Annotated in this window: 17 protein-coding genes; 7 read left to right on the plus strand and 10 right to left on the minus strand. The window is 64.3% G+C overall.

Features of this window, described 5'->3' with window-relative positions:
- The 4 genes from H8A95_RS20035 to H8A95_RS20050 all read left to right on the plus strand — a co-directional run.
- The coding region (locus tag H8A95_RS20035) for an Mrp/NBP35 family ATP-binding protein (protein ID WP_274617437.1) at nucleotides 1–836 on the plus strand (836 nt) is incomplete at its 5' end.
- Nucleotides 837–1,058: 222 nt separating this feature from the next.
- Entirely contained in the window at nucleotides 1,059–1,295 is a 237-nt protein-coding gene (locus H8A95_RS20040; RefSeq protein WP_229184649.1) for a hypothetical protein, read from the plus strand.
- 298 nt (nucleotides 1,296–1,593) lie between these two features.
- Nucleotides 1,594–2,682, plus strand: coding sequence for a TRAP transporter substrate-binding protein (locus H8A95_RS20045; protein ID WP_163151392.1), 1,089 nt, complete (start codon nucleotides 1,594–1,596; stop codon nucleotides 2,680–2,682).
- A gap of 292 nt (nucleotides 2,683–2,974) precedes the next feature.
- Nucleotides 2,975–4,063 (plus strand): TRAP transporter substrate-binding protein, encoded by a 1,089-nt coding sequence (locus H8A95_RS20050; RefSeq protein WP_229184650.1) that lies wholly within the window; start codon nucleotides 2,975–2,977, stop codon nucleotides 4,061–4,063.
- A 137-nt stretch (nucleotides 4,064–4,200) separates the two neighbouring features.
- On the opposite strand, the gene H8A95_RS20055 is transcribed toward H8A95_RS20050, so the two are convergent.
- Genes H8A95_RS20055 through H8A95_RS20070 form a run of 4 tightly spaced genes read right to left on the minus strand, consistent with a single transcriptional unit; the run spans nucleotide 4,201 to nucleotide 10,946 of the window.
- On the minus strand, nucleotides 4,201–4,839 hold the full coding sequence (locus tag H8A95_RS20055) for a hypothetical protein (protein ID WP_229184651.1): 639 nt from the start codon (nucleotides 4,837–4,839) through the stop codon (nucleotides 4,201–4,203).
- A 23-nt stretch (nucleotides 4,840–4,862) separates the two neighbouring features.
- Nucleotides 4,863–6,458, minus strand: coding sequence for an efflux transporter outer membrane subunit (locus H8A95_RS20060; RefSeq protein WP_229184652.1), 1,596 nt, complete (start codon nucleotides 6,456–6,458; stop codon nucleotides 4,863–4,865).
- 11 nt (nucleotides 6,459–6,469) lie between these two features.
- A complete protein-coding gene (locus H8A95_RS20065) occupies nucleotides 6,470–9,715 on the minus strand; it encodes an efflux RND transporter permease subunit (protein WP_229184653.1) in 3,246 nt (1,081 codons plus the stop codon).
- A gap of 46 nt (nucleotides 9,716–9,761) precedes the next feature.
- Nucleotides 9,762–10,946: an efflux RND transporter periplasmic adaptor subunit gene (locus H8A95_RS20070; protein ID WP_229184654.1), complete on the minus strand. Its 1,185-nt coding sequence runs from the start codon at nucleotides 10,944–10,946 to the stop codon at nucleotides 9,762–9,764.
- A gap of 404 nt (nucleotides 10,947–11,350) precedes the next feature.
- Between H8A95_RS20070 and H8A95_RS20075 the strand changes: the two genes are divergently transcribed.
- Nucleotides 11,351–12,025, plus strand: a complete 675-nt coding sequence (locus tag H8A95_RS20075; RefSeq protein ID WP_229184655.1) for a response regulator transcription factor — start codon at nucleotides 11,351–11,353, stop codon at nucleotides 12,023–12,025.
- Nucleotides 12,026–12,027: 2 nt separating this feature from the next.
- Nucleotides 12,028–13,362: a sensor histidine kinase gene (locus H8A95_RS20080; RefSeq protein WP_229184656.1), complete on the plus strand. Its 1,335-nt coding sequence runs from the start codon at nucleotides 12,028–12,030 to the stop codon at nucleotides 13,360–13,362.
- A gap of 34 nt (nucleotides 13,363–13,396) precedes the next feature.
- Here H8A95_RS20080 and H8A95_RS20085 read toward each other — a convergent pair whose 3' ends face one another.
- From H8A95_RS20085 to H8A95_RS20110, 6 genes are all read right to left on the minus strand, one after another.
- Nucleotides 13,397–14,686, minus strand: coding sequence for a M20/M25/M40 family metallo-hydrolase (locus tag H8A95_RS20085; protein WP_229184657.1), 1,290 nt, complete (start codon nucleotides 14,684–14,686; stop codon nucleotides 13,397–13,399).
- A gap of 120 nt (nucleotides 14,687–14,806) precedes the next feature.
- Complete coding sequence (locus tag H8A95_RS20090; RefSeq protein ID WP_229184658.1) at nucleotides 14,807–16,408, minus strand: TRAP transporter large permease; 1,602 nt, start codon at nucleotides 16,406–16,408, stop codon at nucleotides 14,807–14,809.
- A complete protein-coding gene (locus H8A95_RS20095) occupies nucleotides 16,405–16,944 on the minus strand; it encodes a TRAP transporter small permease subunit (RefSeq protein WP_229184659.1) in 540 nt (179 codons plus the stop codon). Before H8A95_RS20095 ends, H8A95_RS20090 begins: the two co-directional genes overlap by 4 nt.
- A 442-nt stretch (nucleotides 16,945–17,386) precedes the next feature.
- Nucleotides 17,387–18,421 (minus strand): GTP 3',8-cyclase MoaA, encoded by a 1,035-nt coding sequence (moaA, locus tag H8A95_RS20100; protein WP_229184660.1) that lies wholly within the window; start codon nucleotides 18,419–18,421, stop codon nucleotides 17,387–17,389.
- Between the two features lie 287 nt (nucleotides 18,422–18,708).
- On the minus strand, nucleotides 18,709–19,197 hold the full coding sequence (locus H8A95_RS20105; protein ID WP_229184661.1) for a hypothetical protein: 489 nt from the start codon (nucleotides 19,195–19,197) through the stop codon (nucleotides 18,709–18,711).
- A gap of 160 nt (nucleotides 19,198–19,357) precedes the next feature.
- Nucleotides 19,358–20,038 (minus strand): HAD hydrolase-like protein, encoded by a 681-nt coding sequence (locus H8A95_RS20110; RefSeq protein ID WP_229184662.1) that lies wholly within the window; start codon nucleotides 20,036–20,038, stop codon nucleotides 19,358–19,360.
- 253 nt (nucleotides 20,039–20,291) lie between these two features.
- Here H8A95_RS20110 and H8A95_RS44190 point away from each other — a divergent pair, with 253 nt between their 5' ends.
- Nucleotides 20,292–20,573 carry a hypothetical protein gene (locus tag H8A95_RS44190; RefSeq protein ID WP_229184680.1) on the plus strand — a complete coding sequence of 94 codons (282 nt, stop codon included), beginning with the start codon at nucleotides 20,292–20,294 and terminating at the stop codon, nucleotides 20,571–20,573.
- Nucleotides 20,574–20,626: the final 53 nt, after the last annotated feature.

The following is a 20,626-nucleotide window of genomic DNA, read 5'->3' on the forward strand; positions in this document are numbered from 1 at the left end:
CATCCGCACACCGTCACCCGCACCCGCCCGGTGCGCAATCGCCGATGGCCCGCCAGGCCGAGATCCCCGGCATCTCTGCCGTCATCGCGGTCGCCTCCGGCAAGGGCGGGGTCGGCAAGTCGACCACGGCGCTGAACCTCGCGCTCGGCCTGCGCGACCTCGGCCTGCGCGTCGGGCTGCTCGACGCCGACATCTATGGCCCGTCGGTGCCGCGGCTGACCGGCATCCGCGAGAAGCCGCAGCTCAACGACGACAAGAAGATGATCCCGCTGCAGCGCTTCGGCCTGGCGATCATGTCGATCGGCTTCCTGGTCGAGGAGGACACCGCGATGATCTGGCGCGGGCCGATGGTGATGTCCGCGATCACCCAGATGCTGCGCGACGTCGCCTGGGGCACGCTCGACGTGCTCGTCGTCGACATGCCGCCCGGCACCGGCGACGCCCAGCTCACGCTGGCGCAAAATGTCCCGCTCAAGGGGGCCGTCATCGTCTCGACCCCGCAGGATCTCTCGCTGATCGACGCGCGGCGGGGACTGGCGATGTTCAAGAAGGTCAACGTGCCCGTGCTCGGCATCGTCGAGAACATGAGCTACTTCCAGTGCCCGCATTGCGGTACCCGCTCGGACATCTTTGGCCATGGCGGCGCCCGCCACGAGGCCGAGAAGCTCGGGGTGCCGTTCCTCGGCGAAGTCCCCCTGCACATCGCCATCCGCACCGCCTCCGATTCCGGCAACCCGGTGGTCGAGAGCGAACCGGACGGCCCGCACGCGGCGATTTACCGCGCGATCGGCGGCAAGGTCCGGGAGCAGCTGCAAGGCGTCATCGCCGCGGCCTGAGCCTGCGCGGTTGTCCGGGCAGGCCGATAGGTCATGAAGGGCCAGGATCCCCGGCGGTCCTTCTTCACAGGCCCGTCGCCCTTGGCGCCTTTGGACGATTGCTGAATTGGTTCCGGCCTGTATGTTTGTGTGGCACCGGCCGAATCGTACCATCCTTCCACCAGTCGAAGGCGGCCACGGCTGAAGCCGAAACTGCGCAGGGGCCGTGGGGCGGCCATCGACATGGCAGCATCACGCGAAGCAAACAAGACACGCCGCAAACATCTGACGCGGGAGAAGCGCGAAGAGGCCTCCCGGGCGGCGTTCAACGTTGCCAAGAAATCCGACTCGATCGGCGAGGCCGCGGAGGCTATCTCGAAGACGTATGGCGTCAGCAAGACGACCGCACAAAGCTGGATCCGGCGCGGGCGATATCTGGCCGATAAAGCCAAAAAATCGCGGGGGGCGACACGGCGCTGATTGTCCCGGGAGCCCGGTGGTTGTGGGCAAGGCGGACGGCCCGCGCGCGGCGATTTACCGCGCGATCCGCGGCAGGGATCGTGCTCAGCCGCGAGGTGTCCTGAGCCCTTATTTTTCGGCCAATTTCCCGCGTCATCAGACTTTCGTTTAATTGGTGCGGTCATGCCATTGTCGCGTTTCCGTGAAGGCTCCTTCCGTGTTAAAGGGCCGACCAGAGCGCCTCGGCAGGCCTTCAATGCGTCATGCCGGAGAACTGCTTGCGGTCACTGGGAAACGCCCCTCAAGGAGAAGCCTTACGATGAAGCGTCGTGATTTTTTGAAAGTTTCTGCGGCCGGTGCTGCCGCGACGGCGGTTGCCGCGCCGGCGATCGCGCAGTCCTCGCCTGAAATCAAGTGGCGCCTGACCTCGAGCTTCCCGAAGTCGCTGGACACCATCTATGGCGGCGCCGACCAGGTGGCGAAGTACGTCGCCGAAATGACTGACAACAAGTTCCAGATCCAGGTGTTCGCGGCGGGCGAGATCGTCCCCGGCCTGCAGGCGCTGGACGCGACATCCAACGGCACCGTCGAGATGTGCCACACCGTGTCCTACTACTATGTCGGCAAGGACCCGACCTTCTCGATCTACGCGTCGGTGCCGTTCGGCCTCAACGCCCGCATGCAGAATTCGTGGTGGTACCAGGGCGGTGGCCAGGAGCTCGGCAACGAGTTCTTCAAGAAGTTCGGCGTGATCGGTTTCCCGACCGGCAACACCGGCACGCAGATGGGCGGCTGGTTCCGCAAGGAGATCAAGACGGTCGCCGATCTCTCCGGCCTCAAATTCCGCATCGGCGGCATTGCCGGCCAGGTGCTGCAGAAGGTCGGCGTGGTGCCGCAGCAGCTCGCCGGCGGCGACATCTATCCGGCGCTCGAAAAGGGCACCATCGACGCCGCCGAGTGGGTCGGTCCGTATGACGACGAAAAGCTCGGCTTCCAGAAGGTCGCCAAGTACTACTACTACCCGGGCTTCTGGGAAGGCGGTCCGACCGTGCACTCCTTCATCAACCTTGAGAAGTGGAACGCGCTGCCGAAGAACTACCAGGCGATCCTGACCAACGCGACCGCCAACGCCAACAGCTGGATGGCTGCACGCTACGACATGCAGAACCCGTCGGCGCTGAAGCGGCTGGTTGCCGGCGGCACGCAGCTGCGTCCGTTCACCAACGAGGTGCTCGAGGCCTGCCTCAAGGCGACCAACGAACTGTGGGGTGAAATCTCGGCCAAGAATGCCGACTTCAAGAAGTCGATCGAAGCCATGCAGGCGTACCGCTCCGACCAGTATCTGTGGTGGCAGGTCGCCGAATACACCTTCGACAGCTTCATGATCCGCTCGCGCACCCGCGGCTGATCGAACCGGACCTGCGTTCGCGTCAAGAGAACGCATCCAGATAAGAACCACGAGCTTCGATCCAAGGATCGAGGCCCAAGAGCTTCGACTTAAGTAGCCCGGCCTTCGCAAGGAGGCCGGGCTTTTTGCGTCTGGCGTTCGGGGAGGGGATGTTCCATGCTTGCGCCCAAGCCTCGGCATGAAGGCAGCCCGCGATCGGAATTCGATCGTGACGGCAAAGAAGAGCGAGCGCGACACCGCGAAAGCCGGTCGACGCTTCGGCGACACAACCAGACAAGGGTAGGATTCAACAATGAAGCGAAGAGATTTCATCAAGGTCACGGGCCTGGGTGTTGCGGGAGCGGCCACGATTGGGGCGCCCGCGATCGCGCAATCGATGCCCGAGCTCAAATGGCGCATGACGACAAGCTGGCCGAAGTCGCTCGACACGCTGCATGGCGGTGCCGAACTGTTGGCCAAGGCGGTGGGTGAAGCCACCGACAACAAATTCCAGATCCAGACCTTTGCCGCCGGCGAGATCGTGCCGGGCCTGCAGGTGCTCGACGCCGTGCAAAGCGCAACCGTCGAGATGGGCCACACCGCTTCCTATTACTATTTCGGCAAGGACCCGACCTTCACCTTCGGTTCGTCGGTGCCGTTCGGCCCCAACTCGCGGCTCAATCAGGCGTGGTACATGCTGGGCGGCGGCAAGGAGCTGCTCAACGAGTTCTACAAGAGCTACAACGTCACCTCGCTGCTTGCCGGCAATACCGGCTGCCAGATGGGCGGCTGGTTCCGCAAGGAGATCAACAGCGTCGACGATCTCAAGGGCCTGAAATTCCGCATCGGCGGCTTCGCCGGGCGCGTGATGCAGAAGCTCGGTTGCGTCCCGCAGCAGCTCGCGGGCGGCGACATCTATCCCGCGCTGGAGAAGGGCACGATCGATGGTGCGGAGTGGGTTGGTCCCTATGACGACGAGAAGCTCGGCTTCCAGAAGGTCGCGCCGCACTATTACTTCCCGGGCTGGTGGGAAGGCGGCCCGATGCTGCTCGCGATCGTCAATCTCGACAAGTGGAACGCATTGCCGAAATACTATCAGAACGTGCTGGAGCAGGCCGGCCACCTCGCCAACAACTGGATGATGGCGCGCTACGATCAGGCCAACCCGATCGCGCTGAAGAAGCTGCTTGCCGCCGGCACCAAGCTGCATCCGTTCCCCGCACCGGTGATGGAAGCCTCCTTCAAGGCCGCCAAGGAACTGCACAGCGAAGTCTCGGCAACCAATGCCAACTTCAAGAAGATCTATGAATCGCTGACGTCGTTCTCCAACAACGGCTATCAATGGTTCCAGGTCGCCGAGGTCGGCTACGACAATTTCATGGCGCGTCACTCGCAAGCGTGACATCCGCAAGCGCGACATCACTCATCTTCAGCGCAAGCAAAATCCCCGGAGCAAGCTCCGGGGTTTCTTGTTTGGGCCTGGCGCGGGCCAGGCAAATGATCACACCGTGTCAGGCCTGCCCGGCACGACCAGGTCGGTCAAAATGGAAACGGGTGCGAGCGCACCGGAAGGCGGCTTTCGAAGCTCAATCCGGTGGCCGGTCCGGTGCGGTAATGGCCGTTATAGTGCCCGCCACCTGGGCAGTAATTCGGATCCAGACGTTCTAGCTCGTCGATCTTCCGACGAAAAATTCGTTGCTGATAGCGCGTTGGCCAGCAATTGCAGTCCTGGTCGCACGCGAGGCGAACCCGATCGACGCGTGCTGGATGCGACGACGAAAGCCTCGTAACGTAAGCAGGCGTCGCGCGGACGTCCGGCGCCGTCATGACTGCAGCCGCAGCGATGAGAAACAGGAGCATTGTGCGTTTCATATTTGTCTCATCGTGACGCTTGCGAAGCTGTTGGTCCTTCGCGCTGATCAGGGTAAACCCCGGAAGCCAATTCAAATGCGAGAGCGTCCCTATTTCTTCGGCGAGGGCTTGGGCGGCAATGATGGGGGCGTCGATCCGCCACCCGGCGTCGTGCGAACCACCGGGTTGCTCTGGACAGTGGGCCCGCCGACATTGCTTTGCTTCTTCGGACCGCCGATCGCGCTTTGTGCGGCAGCGGGTCCCGCCCAGATCGCAACGAGAATGGCTGTCAAGGTGAGCATGTTCTTCATTCGTCGGCTCCTTCAATCCGTAATCTTGTCCGGCGCCTGTTAGCGGGCAGGGGGACCGTTTTCGCTGACCTGTTGCGGGGTGGCAGCGGGCGGGTCCTCCAGGGCGCATTTGCGCCAGTCGTTGGATGTGCAGTTTGTTGGCCAGCCGCCTCCAAGCGCCATGAAAAGGGCGGCGCTGTCGGAGAGCCGCGTCGCCTGGGCCTGAACGCGGACGACTGCGGCCGTCAGATACACTTGCTGGGCATTGAGCACGACCACCTGATTGACCTGCCCGAGAGCAAGCTGCTTCTGAATGATGTCGAGGCTGGCCTTTGCGGCGAGTTCGGCCTTGACCGCGGCCTGCAAGGCGCGGGCGTCGGCTTGCAGACTTCGCAAGGCGTCGGCGACGTTCTGCATCGCCGTGACGACGGCCTGACGATAGAGCGCATCGGCCTGGTCCACCGCGGCCTCCGCGGCCTTCTGCTTGTGGTAGAGCGTCAGGCCATCGAACAGCGGCTGGGTCGCGCTCGCCGCGATGACGTAGAAGCTGGTCCCCGGCGTGAACAACTCGGCCAGGCTGAAGCCCGCGGCTCCGGCATTTCCGGTGATCGTAAGGTTGGGCAGGCGGGCTGCGATCGACACGCCGATGAGGGCGTTCGCCGAATGCAGCAGCGCCTCCGCGGCCCTGACGTCCGGACGCTGGCGGATCATCTTGCTCGGCAGGCTCACCGGCAGGTTTGCAGGGAGTGCGAGGCGGTCGAGCGTAAACTTCTGCAGGATTTCGTCCGCAGAGAATTGCCCGGCCAGCGAGGTCAGGAGATCGCGCTGCACGGCAAGCTGCTTTTCGAGCGGCGGCAGGAGTTGCTCGGACTGGGCCAGCGCCGCTTCCTGCGCCAGCACGTCGACCTGGGCAGCGCTGCCCGCGTTGAACTGGTTCTTCACGATCTCCAGAATGCCGCGTTCAATCTTCACGACGCGCTGGATCGCGCCAATCTGGCCGCGCAGCGATGCTTCCTGGATCGCCGCGGTGACCACGTTGGCGGTGAGCGTGAGGTAGGCTGCTTCGAGTTGGAACAGTTGCTGCTCAGAGATTGCGTCAAGACTTTCGACCTGACGAATATTCTGGCCCCAAATGTCCGGCACGAAATTGACGTTCAGCTGCGCGGTATGAAGCGAAAATACCGAAGGAGACTGGCCGCCCGGGCCCGAACTCGACGCGCCGGAAATTTGCTGCTGGGACGGCGTGTAGTTTGCGCCGATCTGCGGGAAGAAAAGCCCGCGCTGCGCCAGCGCGTTGTATTGCGCTACCCTGATCGCCGCTTCGGCCGACTGCAGCGACGGGTTGTGCTCGACCGACATCTTGATCAACTCGTCGAGCGGCTTCGACCGGAATGCCGTCCACCACCGCAGCGACACGTCCTCTCCGTTGACGAAGTGCTGCTTCGGCACGCTGGGGCGGCCGGCATTCGAGCTGGGGGAGGCGAGCTTCTCCGGCGTGTAGCGATCGACGTCCGGTGCGGCCGGCGGCGCGAAATTCGGGCCGACGGCGCAGCTTGCCAGCAGCAGCCCGGCGGCGCCCGCACCGAGCGCCGGACGCAGGGCGTTCCTTCTGCACAGCGCGAGTGCGGCAACAATCCTTGTGACGGTCTCGGACATCAGCCGCACCCCTAATGCGCCGGTTCGGGCGGTACTTCGGCCGCGCCGTCTTGGCTCGGCGCTTCGCTTGCCCGCGACAGGAATATCTTGCGCAAGGCGGGCGCCACCACGAGCAGCAGCAACGGCCCGATGAACATGCCGCCGACGACGACGGTGGCAAGCGGACGCTGCACCTGGCTACCGATACCATGCGAGAGCGCCGCCGGGAACAGGCCCACACCGGCGGAGAGGGCCGTCATCAACATCGGACGCATGCGCTGCTCCGACCCGTGGAACACCGCCTCGCTGACGCTCATTCCCGCGGCCCGCAGCTCGCGGAAATAGGTGATGTTGAGAATGCCGTCCATCACGGCGACGCCGAACAGCGAAATGAAGCCGATCGCCGCCGAGATGCTGAAGTCGAGCGCGGAGAGGTAGAGCGCGATCAACCCGCCGCCGATCGCGAACGGAATGCCGGCGAGCGCAAGCAGGCTGTCGCGCAGCGAGTTGAACAGGCTGTAGAGCAGCACGAAGATCAAGAGCAGCGTCACCGGCACCACGATCATCAGGCGCGCCTTGGCGGCTTCGAGATTGTCGAACTCGCCGGACCAGATCATCCGGTAACCGGTCGGAAGCTGCACGGCATCGGCGACGCGTCGCTGCGCCTCCGCCACCGTGCTGCCGAGATCGCGGCCGCGCACGCTGAACTTGATCGGAATATAGCGCTGGCTGCGCTCGCGATAGATGAACGACGCACCGGTATCGAGCGAGATGTCAGCGAGCTCGCTCAACGGGATATAGGCATTGGTGCCGGACGGCGTCTGGTAGGCCACCTTGATCTCGCGCACCCTGTCGATGCTCTCGCGGAACTTCGGATCGAGCCGCACCACCACGCCGAACTGCCTGTCACCCTCGAGCACGGTCGTCGCGCTGGTGCCGCCGAGCGCGGCCTGCACCACGGTCGTCACGTCGCCGGAGTTGAGGCCGTACCGCGCGGCCTTCTCGCGGTTCACCTTGATATTGAGGTTGGGTTGTCCGACCAGATGGAAGATGCCGAGATCGGCGACACCGCGGATCTTGGCCATCTCCTGCGCGACCTTCGCCGCGAGCTGTTCGAGCACCGCGAGGTTCGGGCCGATGATCTTGACCGAGTTCGCGCCCTTGACGCCCGACAGCGCCTCCTCGACGTTGTCCTGGATGTATTGCGAGAAGTTGAAGGTGACGCCGGGCAGTTCCTCGTCGAATTCCTTCTGCAGCTCCTCGGTGAGCTTCTCCTTTGTTAGTCCGGCCGGCCATTGGTCGAACGGCTTGATCGGCGCGAACAGCTCAACGTTGGAGAAGGCCGAGGCGTCGCTGCCATTGTCGGGACGGCCGTGCTGCGACACCACGGTGATGATTTCAGGGTGACGCAACAGGATCTCGCGCATCTTTCGGGTCGGTTCGGTGCCTGCATCGAGCGACATGGTCGGCGGCATCGACGCGCGGATCCAGAAATTGCCTTCCTCAAGCGCGGGCAGGAATTCGCTGCCGAGCCGGCTCGCAGCAAGACCGCTGATCCCGAGAAAAATGATGCCGGCTGCGACCGCGACCCGCAGATGCGTCAGCGACCAGCGCAGCACGGGCGTGTAGGCTTTGCGCAGCGAGCGCACGATGATGGTCTCGGTCTCCTCGATGTGCTTCGGCAGCAGAAGCGAGGCCAGCACCGGCGTCACCGTGAATGTCGCCAGCAGCGCGCCTGCGAGCGCGTAGCCGTAGGTTCGCGCCATCGGTCCGAAGATCTGGCCTTCGACGCCCTGCATGGTGAACAGCGGCACGAACGCGGTGACCGTGATGGCCGCGGTGAAGAACACCGCCTTGTCGACCTGCAATGCGCTGACGAAGATCATGCGCAGCCGCTCGGTCCAGCCCGGCGCGGGCTGGCCGTTTCGCGCCGTCGGATCGTCTCCCCAGTAACCCTCGGCGAGGTGCTGCAGCACGCGCAGCCGGTTCTCCGGACTGGACTGGAAGTTGCGGAAGATGTTCTCCATCATGATGACGGCGGAATCGACGATGATTCCGAAGTCGACGGCGCCGAGCGACAGCAAATTGGCGTCCTCGCCCTGTAGCACCAGGATGATGATGGCGAAGAACAGCGCGAACGGGATGTTGGCGCTGACGATCAACGCGCTCCTGAGGTCGCCGAGGAAGACCCACTGGATCACGAACACCAGCAGGCAGCCGAACATCAGGTTATGCAGCACGGTATGGGTCGTGACGTTGACCAGCGAGGTGCGGTCGTAATAGGGGACCACCTTGACGCCGGCAGGCAGGGTGCCGTCGCTGTTGATCTTGGCGACTTCCTCCTCGACCTTCGGCACGATGTCGTTGGTATGCTGTGTGCGTCCCATCACGACGATCGCCGCGGCGACGTCGTCGTCCTTGTCCTTTCCTGCGATGCCGAGCCGCGGCACATAGCCGACCGAAACCTTGGCGACGTCCTTGATCTGGATCGGCAGTCCGTTGGATTGCGTCAGGACGACGTTCTCGATGTCCCGGACCCGGTAGCCCTTGGTGATATCGTCGTCGCCGCCGGAGTTGATCAGGCCGATGCCGCGGATGTTGACGGATTGCTGGCCGATCGCGATTTCGCGGCCGCCGACATTGATGTTGGCGTTGCCGAGCGCGCTGATCAGCTGCGGCACGGTGATGTTATAGGATTCGAGCTTTGCGAGATCGGCGTCGACATTGAACTGCTTGGTGGTACCGCCCCAGGAGTTGATCTGCACGACGCCCGGTATGGTCATCAGCCGGCGGGCGACGACGTAGTCCTGCAAGGTCCTGAGATTGGTCAGGCCGAAATTCGGCGGTCCGACCAGCCGGTAGCGGAAGATCTCGCCGACCAGGCTCGATTGCTGGATCTGCGGGATCTGGTTGCCGGGAAGCTGGACGTTCTGCGTGAGATTGTTGGTGGCCTGCGAGAGCGCGAAATAATAATCGACGCCGTATTTGAAGGTGACCCGCACGAACGACAGGCCGTAGAATGAGGTCGAGCGGATGTTGACCACGCCCGGCGTCGAGTACAGCCCGACCTCCATCGGGATCGTGTAGTACTTCTCCATTTCCTCGGCGGAGAGGCCGGCGGCCTGGGCGGTGATCTCGAGAATGACGGGCGCCGGGTTCGGATAGGCCTCAATGTTCAGCTTGGTGAACGCGGCGAACCCGGCGGCGCAGAACACGGCGAGGCCGAGCACGATGACGGCGCTTCGGGTCAGACCGAATTGGAGGAGGCTTTTGATCAAGGTACTGCACTTACTCTGGAGCGGACGGGGATGCGGTTAGCACGGGCTAGCCGGTGGCCGCGTTGGCGAACTTGTTGCTGAGGAAGATCGCGCCGGTGGAGGCGACCTTCTCGTCCGGTCCGAGGCCGCTGAGGATCTGCCGCCAGCCGTCCTGCTCCATGCCGATCGTCACCGTGCGGCGGTCGAACTTGCGGCCGTCGATCGTGACCCACACCGTCATCGTTCCGTCACCCTCGCGCACAATGGCGTCCAGGGGAACGCTGACCGACAGTTTTGGCGGCTCGGTTTCGATGGTGAAGCTCGCCAGCATGCCGGCGCGCAGCTTGTGCTGGGGGTCGTCGATCACCGAGCGCACCAACTGGCGGTGCGAGTTGGGATCGATGTTGAGGCCGAGCGTCGTCACGCGGCCGCGAAACACCTCGTTCAGGTAGGCGGGTACCCGCACCTCGACCGGTTGGCCGATCCGGTAGGAGGGGGCATCGGTCTCGATCACATTGGCGACCATCCACATCGTCGAGATATCGGCCAGTGAGTACGGCGCCGGTGCGTTGCCGGGCTGCACAAAGAGACCCGGCGCGGCATTGCGTGCGATGATCCGGCCGGAGATCGGGCTTGGGACCACCAGGATGGAATCGACCTTGCGGTCGGCTACGATGCGGTCGATCTCGGCGTCGGTCTTGCCGAAGATGCGCACCGCGTCGCGCGCAGCCTTGTAGCTGCCCTCGGCGGTCTGCTGGTCCGATGTCGCCTGGTCGACGTCCTTCTGCGCGCCGCCGCCGGTCTTCAGCAGCTGCCTGACCCGCGCCAACGTTCTGGTCTGCAGTTCGAGCACGCCGGAAGAAGCAAGCAGCGACGATTCGGCCTGCAGCAGATCGGGGCTGTCGATCGTGAACAGTGTCGCGCCCTTCGCGACCTCGTCACCGACGTTGAGAGGCGTATCGACGATCCTGCCGGGATTCGGCGTGAAGGCCTGCACGAGCATGTTCTGGTTGAAGTCGATCGAGCCGACCGCGTTCTTCAGTGTCCGGAACGAACGCTGCTCCGCGGCCATGACCTTCAGGGAGGCGGCCTGCTTGTCGCTCAACGCGACGTATTGCTGCTCGACATTGACATCCTGCGGCGCGGTTTCTTGCGCGGCCTTGGCGCTCACGACGCCGTCGGCGCGCGTCATGAGCCACGCGCCGGCCAGGAGCGCCAGCACCGGCACTGCCGCAAAACCCGTATATTTCATTCGAAACGACATCGCCCGCCTGGCCAGTATTGATTGAAAGCCTCGCGCGAGAGCCGGGGTCTTGCCGCATGGTGGGCAATCGTCGATCTCTCGGTGAGAACGGAAAAACTGTTATCAGGGCTAGCTGACGCCAGCCTTACATTTGCCCTTTTCAGCCGGCCGTCCGGCCCCGGATTTTGATTGCGGAGAGGGGCGGTTTATCTATTTTGCGTGGGAAAACGAGCGGCGCCGCATAGCCAAAATATAGCGCCTGTCGCTCGATCCAGGCGGTATGCTCATATTCATGTCGTCTGCACATCGGGATTGCCCAACGCGCGACCTGCTGCAGAGTTTATCGCGTGGCTGGCGCAGCGCAACAAGGTGTGCAAACAGGCGACCGACCGAATGAAGACAGGACTGCTGCAATGCGCCTTCTGATCGTCGAGGACAACGTCGAGCTCTCGAGGCTGCTCGCCAGCGGGCTGATGGCGGCGGGATATGAGTCCGACATCGTTAACAGCGTTGCCGAAGCGCGCGATGCGCTGCGTAGCGTCAGCTATGCTGCCATGATCCTCGATCTCGGCCTGCCCGACGGCGACGGCCTGTCGGTGCTGTCGGAGCTTCGCCGCAAGAACGACCCGCTGCCGGTGCTGGTGCTGACTGCGCGCAACGGGCTGCAGGATCGGGTCAACGGCCTGCGCAGCGGCGCGGACGACTATCTCGCGAAACCATTTGCGCTGGAAGAGCTGGTGGCGCGGCTCGAGGCCATCCTGCGCCGGCCCGGCCAGCTGCTCGGCTCCTCGCTGAAGCTCGCCAATCTCGTCTACGACACTGAGAGCAAGCAGGTGTTCGTCGACGGTTCGCCGCACGTTTTCTCGGCGCGCGAGACCTCGGTGCTGGAGATCCTGCTGCGGCGGCAGGGGCGGGTGGTGCCGAAGAAGAACGTCGAGGACCACATCTTCGGTCTGTCGGGCGAGGTCGCCTCGAATGCGGTCGAGGTTTACGTGTCGCGGCTGCGCAAGCTGCTCACCGAGCACCACGCCAGGATCATCATCCATACCATTCGTGGCGTCGGCTATCTGATGGCCGAGGAGAAGTAGCGGTGTTCCGCTTCACGTCGCTGACCTCGCGGATCGTGTTCCTGCACATCGTGGCGGTCGCGGTCGCCGCGATCTTCCTGCCTCTGCTGCTGCTGTGGTTGCTGAATTCGGAGATCAACCAGCTGCATCGCGAAGCGATGCGCGATCAGGCCGCCGATCTCGGCCAGAACCTCACGGTCGATTCCGACGGCAAGGTGCAGCTCAGCCTGCCGGACAGCCTGAGGGGGCTCTATTCCGACGCCTATGGCCGCTACCGCTACGACATCTACGATGCGGATGACCATTTGCTGTTCTCGTCGCATCGCGATGCGCCGCGGCTGCCGGTCACCGCTGACCGGATTTCCGGTGCCAGCGCCACCAAGCTGCTCGGCGGCCAGACGCTGCGCATCCTGGTCGCCGAGGACCTGTCACATCGCGACGTCATCATCGATGACATCGTCTCCAACTTCTTCCGGCGGGTCGGCTGGATCACCATCCCGATCCTCCTGATCCTGCTTGCGACCGATATCCTGATCTTCCGCCGCGCCGTGACTCCGCTGCTGCGGGCCTCGGAGGAAGCCAGGAGCATCGGCCCGGCCAGAACCGATATCCGGCTGCCGACGGAGGGGATTCCGAGTGAGATCCTGCCGCTGGTGACCGCCGTCAACCAGGCCTTCGATCGTCTGGAGGACGGCTTTCACGTGCAGCGCCAGTTCACGGCCGATGCCGCCCATCAGCTTCGCACTCCGCTCGCGATCCTGAGGACCCGGATCGAGACGCTGGATGCGGCCAAGGGGACCAAGGAGCTGCATGCCGACATCGAAAGCATGAGCCGTATCGTCGGCCAGCTATTGGAGATCGCCGAGCTCGATACGCTGGTGCTGGATCCCGGCGAGACCGCGGACCTGCGTGCGGTCTGCGCCGAGGTGGTCGGCTCGATCGCACCTTATGCGCTGGCGCAGAAGAAGGACATCGCGCTGCGCGGCGCCGACAGCCCTGTGCAGGTCAGGGGCAATGCCGAGATGCTGCAACGCGCGATCTTCAATCTGGCGGAGAACGCGATCAAGTACACCGCCGATGAGACCTCGGTCGATGTCGAGGTGCACGAGGACGGTTCGGTGCAGGTGCGCGACTGCGGGCCGGGGATTGCGCCGGCCGAGCAGGGCCTGATCTTCCAGCGCTTCTGGCGCGGCGATCGTCAGCGCCACCGCACCGATGGTGCGGGGCTCGGGCTCTCGATCGTGCGCGGCGTCGTCGACGATCACGACGCGACGGTCAGGGTGGAGAACCTGGCGTCAGGCGGTGCCCAGTTCACGCTGAGCTTCCGCCTGGCCAAGGCAGCGCCGGCGACGTCCTGAGAGGCTTGCGAACCTGGGCAACGGGCCGGGCGGCTTATTTCACCTTGCCGTCGGACAGATCCATGATCATCCGCGTGGTCAGGTACAGCCGCGGCACGATGCTGTTGATTTGCACGTATTCGGCATCGTTGGAGTGCGCGCCGAAGCCGGAGAGGCCCATGCCCTCGACCACGGCTCCCTTGGTCTTGAGGGCGGCAAACGCAGCGTCGGTGCCGCCGCCTGTGGCCCTTTCGGCCACGTTCAGCGGCATGTCCAATTCCTGATAGATCGTCTTGCCGTGGCCGGCCACGCGGCGCGAGGCGTCGGTGGCTTCGAGCGGCGGCCGGCGTACCTCGAATTTCACGTCCACCTTGGAGTCGGGCAGCAGGCGGTTCTTGATCTTGTCCTGCAGGGCCGTCTCGAGCTCGTCGAAGTCGGACACTTTGAGCGCACGCGCATCGGCCTGGGCCGTGGCCTCGGCGGGGATCACGTTGCGGTTGGTGCCGGATTTGGAGACCGTCCAGTTCAGCTTCAGGCCCTGCTCGGGCTTCGACAGGTCCTTCATTTGCAGCACCTGGTGCGACAGCTCATAGAGCGCATTCACGCCACCTTCCGGCCTTGCACCCGCATGCGACGACTTGCCGTGCACCGTGAGGTAGGCCGAGCCGATGCCGCTGGTGGCGAGGCGGAGCGTGCCGCTGGCATCGCTGCCTTCAAACGAGAACACGGCATCCTGCTCCGCGGCGAGGCGCGTGATGGTTGAGCGCCAGCCGGGCGAAGAGATCTCCTCGTCGCCGTTGATCAGCACGGTGAGCGCGCCGTAATCCTTGAAGTTCAGCTTCTGCAGCAGCGCCACGGTGTGGAGGATGGTGGCGACGCCCTGCTTGTCGTCGGCAATGCCGAGCCCATAGGCCTTGTCGCCGTCGATGCGGAAGGGTTGGTCCTTCAGCATGCCCTTGAGATACACCGTGTCCATGTGCGCGATCAGCATGATCTTCGCGCTGCCGGTGCCCTTGAAGACGGCCTGCACGGCCGGGCCGATCTTCTCGGGCGTATCGTCCAGCCGGTAGATATCGGTGGTTTGCAGGATGTCCACCGCGCCGCCGAGCTGCTTGAGCTGGCCGGCGATGCGCGCGGCGAGCTGGTTCAGGCCCTCGATGTCCTTGCTGCCGGATTCGATCTGCACGAGGTCGCGCAGGGTGTCGAGCAGCGGCTGCTGCTCCTGTTGCGCCAGCGCGCGAATGTCGGCCGCCGGCGCCGCATGCGCCACGGCAGCGGCAAATGCGAGGCTGAGGGATGCGACGAGCGGGCGAACGAGCGAGCGGGCGGGACGTGCTTGGGGCATTGGCGGCGATCTCTGAGTTCGAGGACGGTCCGTATCCCCGTCTTCACAGGCCTCGCCGCCGCCGTCAACTAACGCGGCGTGCCTCGCTTTCGCGGGACACGCCGAACGGGTTGGCGCGGGCTACTGCTTCGGTTGCCCGAAATCGAGCGGCGGCAGCTCGATCTGCGGCACCTCGATCTTGACCTTGTTGAGGTCGACATCGAGCGGCTTGTCGAGCAGGCCGGTGACGACGACCGGGAACGCAATCACCAGCGCCACCATGATCGCCTGCAGCCCGATCCAGGGCATGGCGCCCCAATAGATGTCGGAGCTCTTCACTTCCTTCGGCGCCACGCCGCGCAGATAGAACAGCGCGAAGCCGAACGGCGGATGCAGGAACGAGGTCTGCATGTTGACGCAGAGCATCACGCCGAACCAGATCAGCGCGGCGTCGGGGCCGACCACTGGCGCCAGCACCTTCTGCGCGATCGGCGCGATCATCGGCAGGATGATGAAGGCGATCTCGAAGAAGTCGAGGAAGAACGCCAGGAAGAAGATGAAGAGGTTAATGAAGATCAGGAAGCCCCAGACGCCGCCGGGCAGCGAGGTCAGCATATGCTCCAGCCACACCCCGCCGGACACACCGAGGAACACCACCGAGAAGCAGGTCGAGCCGATCAGGATGAAGGTAACCATGCAGGTGATGCGCATGGTGGTTTCGTAGCCCTGCTTGATCAGGTCACGCAGGTCCGGGATCTTGACGGCCTCGAGGCAGATCCAGACCACCGCGGCATAGGTGATCGCGAAGGCGAGCTTGAAGATCAGGTTCTCGCTGAAGAGCATTGCGATGATGGTGCCGATGCCGCCGGCGATGATGCCCGCGATCAGCACCTTGCGGCCGGTCGCGCTGAAATCCTTGTGGTGGATCGCAGCGAGCACGATGGCGCCGACCGCGCCCATGGCGCCGGCCTCGGTTGGGGTCGCAAGGCCCATCATCATGGTGCCGAGCACGACGAAGATCAGCACGGCGGAGGGTATGATGCCGAGCAGGCACTTCTTCCACAGCGCCCAGCCGGTCAGCGTGCGCGCTTCGATCGGCACCGCCGGCACATGGCTCGGCTTGAAGATGCCGAGCAGGAAGGTGTAGCCGGCGAACAGCATGATCTGGAACACCGACGGGCCCCAGGCGCCGAGATACATGTCGCCGACCGACTTGCCGAGCTGGTCGGCGAGCACGATCAGGACGAGAGAGGGAGGGACAAGTTGCGTGATGGTGCCGGAGGCGGCGAGCACGCCCGTGATGTAGCGGATGTTGTAGCCGTAGCGGATCATCACCGGCATCGAGATCAGCGCCATCGCGATCACCTGCGCCGCCACCGTGCCGGTGATGGCGCCGAGGATGAAGCCGACGATGATCACGGAATAGCCGAGGCCGCCGCGGATCGGGCCGAACAGCTGGCCCATCGAATCCAGCATGTCCTCGGCGAGCCCGCACCTCTCCAATATGGCGCCCATGAAGGTGAAGAACGGGATCGCGAGCAGCAGCTCGTTGGACAGCACGCTGCCGAAGATGCGGCCCGGGATCGCCTGCAGGAAGTTGAGGTCGAAGAAGCCGAGCGAGATCGAGAGGAATCCGAACGACAGGCCGACCGCGGCGAGCGTGAACGCCACCGGGTAGCCGATCAGCATCGCAATGATCAGGCCGCCGAACATCAGTGGCGGCATCATCTCCAGCGTGATCATTGCGTCGGCCTCTCATACTTCGCGTCGATGGTCACATAGCCCTGCAGCGCGGCGATCCGCTTGATCACCTCTGAGACGCCTTGCAACGCAAGCATCACGAAGCCGGACGGGATAACGAACTTGATCGGCCAGCGCAGCAGGCCGCCGGCATTGCCGCTCATCTCGCCGACCGCATAGGCCTGGTGGAAGAACGGCCAGGACAGATAGGCGAGCAGCAGGCAGGCCGGGATCAGGAAGAACAATGTGCCGATCATGTCGAGCCAGAGCTGGCCGCGTTCGGACAGCATCAGATAGAGGATCTCGACGCGGACATGCTCGTTGCGCTTGAAGGTATAGGAGGCGCCGAACATCACCAGGATCGCGAACATGTACCACTGCGCCTCGAGCCAGCCGTTCGAGGAGTAGCTGAACGCGTAGCGGATCATGGCATTGCCGGCGCTGACCAGGCAGGCGATCAGTACGAGCAGATTGCAGACGGTGCCGATCTTCTCGTTGAGTCGGTCGATGGCCTGACTCAGTGCCAACAATGGGCGCATCACGATCTCCGCGGCTGCGCCAGCTGCGCGCCGAATATTTCAAGCATCATCTGGCCGCCGCGCACAGGCGCACGGAGCCACGGCTCACTTTCAGGAGCAGTTGCAAACGTTCGTCCTCCCCCGAAATGCGCTTCCGCCGTTGGTGGCTGCTCTTGGCTGCCGGATCGTCGGCGGTCACCGACGGGGGCAGCGGCCTGTCCGGCCTGGCTAGCGTGAAAGCCGGGGCACCAAATCAGCGCCGTGAAACGCCGTCAATCGGAAAATGGGCAAATTGACGCCATGACAAACCGTTGTCCCGCCTTGGTAATCGGGGGACGGGGAGGCGTCGGTGGAGGCCGGAACAGAGCGTTCGCGAGCGAAGTGGACGTCCGTTCGCGTAAAGAGAACGCGTCAAAGCAAAAATCCAGAGCCCCGTTCCGATTCGATCGGAGCGGAAACGGCTCTAGCCGCCGGTGACGCTCATATGGCGGCTGACGCTCGGGCGGTTGTGGCGGCGGTCGATGATGAAATCGTGCCCCTTCGGCTTCAGCCCGATGGCGCGGTCGATTGCCGCCGACAGCAGGTCGTTGTCGTCCGAGGCGCGCAGCGGCCGGCGCAGGTCGGAGGCGTCCTCGTGGCCGAGGCAGGTGTGCAGCGTGCCGGTGCAGGTGATCCGCACCCGGTTGCAGGATTCGCAGAAATTATGGGTCATCGGCGTGATAAAGCCGAGCTTGCCGCCGGTCTCGGCGACCCGGACATAGCGGGCAGGGCCGCCGGTGTCGTCGGCGAGATCGGTCAGCGTGTAGTGCTTCTCGAGCCGCGCGCGCAGCAGCGACAGCGGCACGTACTGATCGATACGGCCTTCGCCGATGTCGCCCATCGGCATCACCTCGATCAAGGTCAGGCCCATGCCTTTGCCGTGCGCCCATTCCATCAGCGCCGGGATCTCGTCCTCGTTCATGTTCTTCAGCGCGACCGCGTTGATCTTGACCGCGAGCCCGGCCGATCGCGCCGCCTCGATACCCGCCAGCACCTTGTCGATGTCGCCCCAGCGGGTGATGGCGCGGAACTTGGCCGCATCCAGCGTGTCGAGCGAGACGTTGACCCGGCGCACGCCGCAATCGGCCAGCTCCTGGGCGAAGCGCGCGAGCTGCGAGCCGTTGGTGGTCAGCGTCAGTTCGTCGAGCGCGCCGGTCGAAAGGTGCCGCGACAGCGAGCGCACCAGGCCCATGACGTTGCGGCGGACCAGCGGCTCGCCGCCGGTGAGGCGGATCTTGCGCACGCCCTTGGCAACGAAGGCCGAGCAGAGCCGGTCGAGCTCCTCCAGCGTCAGCAGATCAGCCTTCGGCAGGAAGGTCATGTCTTCAGACATGCAGTAGAAGCAGCGCAGGTCGCAGCGGTCGGTGACGGAGACGCGAAGGTAACGGATGGTCCGTCCGAACGGGTCGGTCATCGGACGAAACAGCGTGTCGGAATGCGCTTGCGTTGAGACGTTCATTCAACCCGGGCCTTCAACCAAAGTGCTGCCACCAAAGTGCTGCAACCAGTTCCCTGCGCGCCGCGTCGTGATCGGCTGCCGCACGCACAATCTATGCATGTTGGCAGGTTGTCACAATGCGTCCCAAGGGATGATGCATGCGATGATCAGCAACATGCAACGCCAATCGCAAAGCGATAGGTGAGCCGGATCGCGTGATGCATGATCGCAATCGCCGATGTGTCTCGGCCAAAACCAAAAACCCGGCTTTGGGCCGGGCTCTTGTGCAGTGCAATCGTCTGTGCGCGCTAGCGGCTCGGAGCCGCGGCCGCCGGCGGCGGCGCCGCGCTCGGAGCGGGGAATGCGGCGTCCGGAGCGGCCGCTGGAGCCGCAGCGGCAGCCGGCTTCGGCTTCTTCTTTTTCGGCCGCATCGCCTTGTGCGCGCGCGGTGGCGGGCCGGCGGGTTGCAGCTGGGCGAACACCGGGCTCGGATCGAGCGTGGTCGTCGCCGGGCTCGTGAAGTCGCCCGGCGCGCGGGTGACGGTCACCGGTACCGTCGCCGGCTGGAACTTCGGCATGTTGAAGGTGACGGAGAAGTTGGCCTCCGGCGCCGGGATCGACACCGAACAGGGTGTCTTGCAGCCCGGTCCGATCGAGGTCACGGCGTCCGCACCCTGCGGCGCCGAATCCAGTTGTACCTGCATCGGCGGCGGCGCCGACTTGAACGAATCCAATGAGAACGAGGAGCAGCCGGCCAGGCTCAGCCCGACGGCCGCAATTACGATGATACGACGCATGATCCACACTCTACTGCGGCAATCAGCCACAATCCCCGGACCGACCATAAGAGCGTCGGAACAGAGGCGCAACAGGGGGAGGCCTGTTCGTTAAAGGATGGTTAATGGCAAAATCGCATGGCAAAATATTGCCAAGTAATATCAATCTGTTGCAGGAAATTTATGCTGCAATCAGGCTGGCGACGGCGTCCGGCAGATCGCGCATGTGGCTGATCAGCCGGTCCGGCTTGAGCTCGGTCATCGGGACGTCGGTATAGCCAAAATCGACGCCGATCACCGGGACCTGGGCGCGGCGGGCGACCCCGACGTCGGGGCCGGCATCGCCGACCATGATGGCGCCGGGCAGCCGGCCGCCGGCACGGGCGACCGTCTCGCGCAGGAACGCCGGGTCCGGCTTGGCGACGCCGAATGTGTCCTGGCCGCAGATCGCCGCAAAGCGCGGCGTCAGGCCGAGCCGATCGAGCAGCAGCTTCGACAGCCACTCCAGCTTGTTGGTGCAGACCGCGAAGCGATGGCCCTTGGCCTCGAGCCGGTCGAGCGCGACCTCGAGCCCGTCGAACGGCCGCGAGCCGTCGGCGATGTGCTCGGCATAATAGTCGATGAAATCCTTGGTCAGGCGGTCGAGGTCAGCGACGCTGACCGCGCGTCCTTCCACTTCGAGCCCGCGCTCGAGCAGCTTGCGCGCGCCGGCGCCGATCATGTTGCGGGCGGCCGAGAGCGGCACCGGCCGCAGACCCTCGCGGTCGAGCACGTAATTGAGCGCGCTGATCAGATCAGGCGCGGTGTCGACCAGCGTGCCGTCGAGATCGAATACGACGATGGGGGGAGAGGAGGCGGACATCACGCTTTTCGCTATCGGGCTGTGCGCCGCGACGCAAGAGTAGATGCGGGCGCGTCATGAAATTGGGAAGCCGTCATGCGGGAACTTGCAGGAAAAGCCGTTTTTGTCACCGGTGCGGCCGGCGGAATCGGGCTGGCCATGGCGACCGCCTTCGCGGCAGAAGGTATGAAGGCGATGCTTCGCCGACATCGAGACCGGCGCGCCCGACGAGGCCGTCGATGCGCTGCGCGCAACAGGCGCCGACGTTCGGGGCGTGGTCTGCGATGTCGCCGACCCCGGCAGTGTCGATGGCGCGGCGCCTCGTTCCCCGATCATCGCCGAGATCGCACGCCGCCCGGAGACGGGTCTCGATCCCGGCGCGGTTGCGGCGCAGGTGCTGGCCGCGATCCGCGACGACCGGTTCTACATTTTCACCCATCCCGGCAGGCGGGCCGAGGTCGAAGAGCGCTTTTCGGCGATTTTGGCCGCGATGGATACCGTTTCGGCCCAAAGACCGGTCCGGATGGCGCTATTCCTGTCCGCAAAACGACGCTAGATATGCGCCCGCCGGGCCGCACGATGGCGCGCCCGTAACGGACAACCGAGGGG

Origin of the sequence: Bradyrhizobium oropedii (assembly GCF_020889685.1) — a bacterium.
In the GTDB taxonomy this organism is placed as follows: Bacteria; Pseudomonadota; Alphaproteobacteria; order Rhizobiales; family Xanthobacteraceae; genus Bradyrhizobium; species Bradyrhizobium oropedii.